Annotated in this window: 6 protein-coding genes; 5 read left to right on the top strand and 1 reads right to left on the bottom strand. The window is 26.5% G+C overall.

Going from position 1 to position 3982, the window contains the following annotated elements; translation table 11 throughout:
• Nucleotides 1-55 precede the first annotated feature (55 nt).
• The 3 genes from AVBRAN12642_RS09470 to AVBRAN12642_RS09480 all read left to right on the top strand — a co-directional run bounded on the left by AVBRAN12642_RS09470 (nt 56) and on the right by AVBRAN12642_RS09480 (nt 1437).
• Entirely contained in the window at nt 56-487 is a 432-nt protein-coding gene (locus AVBRAN12642_RS09470; RefSeq protein ID WP_336608290.1) for a hypothetical protein, read from the top strand.
• Entirely contained in the window at nt 484-897 is a 414-nt protein-coding gene (locus AVBRAN12642_RS09475) for a hypothetical protein (protein WP_336608291.1), read from the top strand. The genes AVBRAN12642_RS09470 and AVBRAN12642_RS09475 overlap by 4 nt, the downstream gene beginning before the upstream one ends.
• Before the next feature lie 237 nt (nt 898-1134).
• Complete coding sequence (locus AVBRAN12642_RS09480; RefSeq protein WP_336608292.1) at nt 1135-1437, top strand: hypothetical protein; 303 nt, start codon at nt 1135-1137, stop codon at nt 1435-1437.
• A gap of 97 nt (nt 1438-1534) precedes the next feature.
• Here the strand turns inward: AVBRAN12642_RS09480 and AVBRAN12642_RS09485 are convergent, their stop codons facing one another.
• Complete coding sequence (locus AVBRAN12642_RS09485; RefSeq protein WP_214150614.1) at nt 1535-1936, bottom strand: hypothetical protein; 402 nt, start codon at nt 1934-1936, stop codon at nt 1535-1537.
• Between the two features lie 225 nt (nt 1937-2161).
• On the opposite strand from AVBRAN12642_RS09485, the gene AVBRAN12642_RS09490 reads away from it, so the two are divergent.
• Nucleotides 2162-3160: a c-type cytochrome gene (locus tag AVBRAN12642_RS09490; RefSeq protein WP_336608293.1), complete on the top strand. Its 999-nt coding sequence runs from the start codon at nt 2162-2164 to the stop codon at nt 3158-3160.
• Between the two features lie 113 nt (nt 3161-3273).
• The coding region (locus tag AVBRAN12642_RS09495; protein ID WP_336608294.1) for a cache domain-containing protein at nt 3274-3982 on the top strand (709 nt) is incomplete at its 3' end.

The following is a 3982-nucleotide window of genomic DNA, read 5'->3' on the forward strand; positions in this document are numbered from 1 at the left end:
TTTGAAGATATTTTGTAAAAAAAATTAAATCATTTTAGAAATATAAAGGATAAAAATGTTTTATAAAGAATGTGAGCTTTGCTCTTGTAAGATTTCAAAATTAAAATTATATACCTATAAAAAGGATTTAGGAATTTATACTTTAAAATGTCCTAATTGCAATGCTTCTTATGGATTGAAACTTAAAGTATATTTTGTAATGATTTATGCTATTTTGAATGAGATTTTAGGATGGTCTGTGTTTTTGCTACCATTTTTTTGTGTGTTTTTATGCAGTGATTTTGTGAGTAAGAATGTTGTCTTTTTAATCTTTGTATGGCTTGTATCTTTTCTAGGTATTGGGCTTTTTGTGGTAATACTTGAGCATTATTTAAATTTATTTATATTTTATAAATTTGTTTTAATTGATGATAATGAGAAGTTAGAAGTTAAAAAAACTAGATTAATTAAATTAAAAGATTTTTTCATAAAGCTTATAAAAAGATGAAAATATTTTATAAAGAATGCGAGTTTTGCTCTTATAATATTTCAAAGTTAAAATCATTTTCTTATAAAAAAGACTTAGGTATTCATACCTTGCAATGTCCTAATTGCAAGGCTTTATATATTTTAAAAGGCAAAATATCAAGATTGAAAATTAGCGAAATGATAAATATTATTTTTGGTGTGTTAGATTTTAGTATTGCATTTTTGATAGCTAGGGCTTTTGTTTATGATAATATTTTAATTTTTATAATTTTGTTTTTCTTAGTTTTTGTGATTTTATCTTTTATATTCTCTATTATTCAGCGTTATTTGGATTTATTAGTATTTGCAAATTTAAGTTTAATTAAAGATATAAAAACTAAAGATAATTGGTTTAAAAAAATAAAATATTATATTTTTTATAAAAGCTAATTCTTATTTTAAATTCCATAAAATTTTAAAGAATTAAAATATGAATTTTATTTTCAAAAAAGGAGAAATAATGGCTTTTAAAAACGCAATTATTGGCGATAATTAGAGAAGAAATATTCTTTTGTAGATATTTGTATTAAGCATACTAATGATTGGTATCTCAGACAACATCATAAATTTCCTTATGAAGAACGCATTGTAATAGATGAAGAATTAGACTGCTGGTTTATGAATTGTATGTATTTTGATGACCCAGAACTAGACCATGCAAAACTTAATAAATCTTTGTGGATTTTATATTATAAAGGCGAGCATATAAGGATAATTTTAGATTATGATATTAGTCAAGAGATTGATAATGTAGTTTATGACAAAGTCTATAAAATTCTTTCTATAAGAGATAATAAAACATTAAACGAAAAAGAAATAATAGCTTTATTAAGAGAAATATTAGCTGTTTATAAATGGGACGGAAGCTTAGATGAAAAAGAAGAATGCACAATTTATGTAAGAGAAGAAGTATTTAAAGATGAAGTGTAAAAGAATTTGATTGTTGGTTTAAAGATTTTATTTTTTAGTTTTTTGATTAATAAATTATGCTTTAAAAAGTTAAAGGCATAATTTATTTAATCTTTTATTAATCTTCTATCAATTTATATCCTAATGACGCATTATATATTATAAAACTATGGCAAGTATCAACTTGAAATTTATCAGAATCAGATTTAGGTTCTAAATCTACATTGTCATACCATTTTTTACACCAATCAGGCAAGCACGCATCTTGTATAACATAGCCTACTTCTACAACTTTATTATTTCTAGGGTCTGTTTTGAACGCACATTTTTTACCATAATTCATATTTCCTTGAGTTACTATGGTTTTATCAGGATATGTTCTTATGATTTTAGCTGTGTTAGTATTAGAATTGTTGTTATGGTTTATAACATTATTTACATTTAAAAGTTCTGGCATAACGCAGCCTGTAGATATAAAACATAACGCACTAGCCATAATTATATTAATTTTTTTACTCATTTTCTCTCCTTTATATTAGTTTTTTATTTTAATAATATAATACTTATAATTGACTTAATACAGAATATCAAAATTAATACTTCATTTTTTTAAATTCTCTTAGTTTTATTTATTTTTTGTAAATTTGTAACAATTTTGTAATTTTTTACGATTTTTATGCTTATTTTTCACATTAAATTCACATAAAAATCCTAGCATTTTCTTAAATCAATTTAAGGAGAAGTTATGAAAACTAAAATTAGTATGATTTTATTATTATCATCTTTTGCATTTGCGATAGACCCAAGTGTGAATAAAACCAAATCAGAAACAGGCATTAAACAAGCTAAAATGAATTGGGTAGTGCCAAGTGCTATGAATGATGATGGGTATTTAGATGAAGAAAAATTACCTAAAGGCTCAAAATATATTGAAGCAGTGATTTTAGGCAATAAAATCCTAAATGAAACCACATATTACATAGGTCCAAAGGCAAAAGATGAGAGTAAAAGATATGCAGGAAATAATTTATCTTGCAGCAGCTGTCACGCAAATGGCGGGACTATTCCTTATGAATCAGGTTTTGTAGGAATTTATGCTAGATTTCCACAATACTTAGCTAGAGGCGATGTAGTCGCTACTCTTGAAAATCGTATAAATGGCTGTATGGAACGCTCTATGAATGGTAAGCCATTGCCTATTAATTCAGTAGAGATGAAAGCAATTGTAGCTTATATGCACTATTTAAGCCAAGGTGTGCCAGTGGGTGCTAATGTTGAAGGGCAAGGACTTACTCAAGTAAAATTATTAAATAGAGCAGCTGATCCTAAAAAAGGTAAAGTTATTTATGAAGAAAAATGCTCGGCTTGTCACGGCGAAGATGGAGCAGGAATGCTAAATGACGAGCAAAAAGGTGGATATTATGTATATCCTGCTTTATGGGGAGATGATAGCTATAACACAGGTGCTGGAATGTATAGACTAATAAAAGCAGCTTCGTATATTAAAGGTAATATGCCAAAAGGTGATGCTACTTTAAGTGATGAAGAAGCTTTTGATGTGGCAGCTTATATTAATTCAAAACCAAGACCAATTAAGGCTAATCGTGAAGCAGATTTTCCTGATAGAAGGACAAAACCACTTGATATGGATGTAGCTCCTTATGATGATGATTTTAGTATAGAGCAACATAGATTTGGACCTTATATAAAAATGCAAGAAGTTAGCAAATCTAAAGCAAAATAAGTAAAAAAGGAATTTCAATTTTGAAATTCCTAAAATCTTAATTAAATTTAACATTATTTATATTTTTAAATTTTAAAATTATGTTTTATTTAAAGTTTCAAAAGGAGTATGTAATGTTAAAAACTATAAAAGCAAAACTTGGTTTTGTTATTATTTTAGGATTGTTTGTTTTATTTTTGATGCTTTATTTATTTTACAATAATAATCAAAAGACAATTCAAGCTAATTCAAATGAGGTAGCAAGAATTATGCAAGTTGATATAGAAGAAAAATTAAAAATATCAACTGATGCAATGATTAATGCGCTTTCAATTCATTTAAAAGATTTACAGAGTGAAAAAGAGAAAATTGATTATATAGCACAAGCTATAGAAAATTTTAGATTTGACAATGGTAATGGGTATTTTTTCGTTTATAAAGATACCACAGCAGTAGCTCACCCAGTTAGCAAAAAGCTAATAGGACAAGATTTAAAGGGAATGCAAGCTCCTGATGGGACTTTTTTTATTCAAGAATTAAGCAAAAAGGCTAATTCTGGTGGTGGTTTTGTAACCTTTCCTTTCCCTAAACCAGGCACTGATATTACAGCACCAAAATTATCTTATGTGGCATTAATACCTAATACAAATTCTTTATGGATTGGAACAGGTGTTTATTTAGATGAGATTGATAAGAATACTCACGAGTTAGAAAATTTAATCAATAGTAGTTTTGTTACGACATCTATTATTGCTTTATTTGTATTTATAGTGGTTTTTATCCCTTATATTGTATATGCGATGATGCTAATAGTAAAATCTTTAAGCAAATTAAATAATGGTA

The organism is Campylobacter sp. RM12642 (genome assembly GCF_020137635.1).
Classification (GTDB): Bacteria; Campylobacterota; Campylobacteria; order Campylobacterales; family Campylobacteraceae; genus Campylobacter_E.

Excerpts from the sequence above, each read along its gene's own strand:
- AVBRAN12642_RS09480 (WP_336608292.1), top strand. The coding sequence starts at position 1,135 with ATGTATTTTGATGACCCAGAACTAGACCATGCAAAACTTAATAAATCT.
- AVBRAN12642_RS09470 (WP_336608290.1), top strand. The coding sequence starts at position 56 with ATGTTTTATAAAGAATGTGAGCTTTGCTCTTGTAAGATTTCAAAATTA.
- AVBRAN12642_RS09475 (WP_336608291.1), top strand. The coding sequence starts at position 484 with ATGAAAATATTTTATAAAGAATGCGAGTTTTGCTCTTATAATATTTCA.
- AVBRAN12642_RS09485 (WP_214150614.1), bottom strand. The coding sequence starts at position 1,936 with ATGAGTAAAAAAATTAATATAATTATGGCTAGTGCGTTATGTTTTATA.
- AVBRAN12642_RS09490 (WP_336608293.1), top strand. The coding sequence starts at position 2,162 with ATGAAAACTAAAATTAGTATGATTTTATTATTATCATCTTTTGCATTT.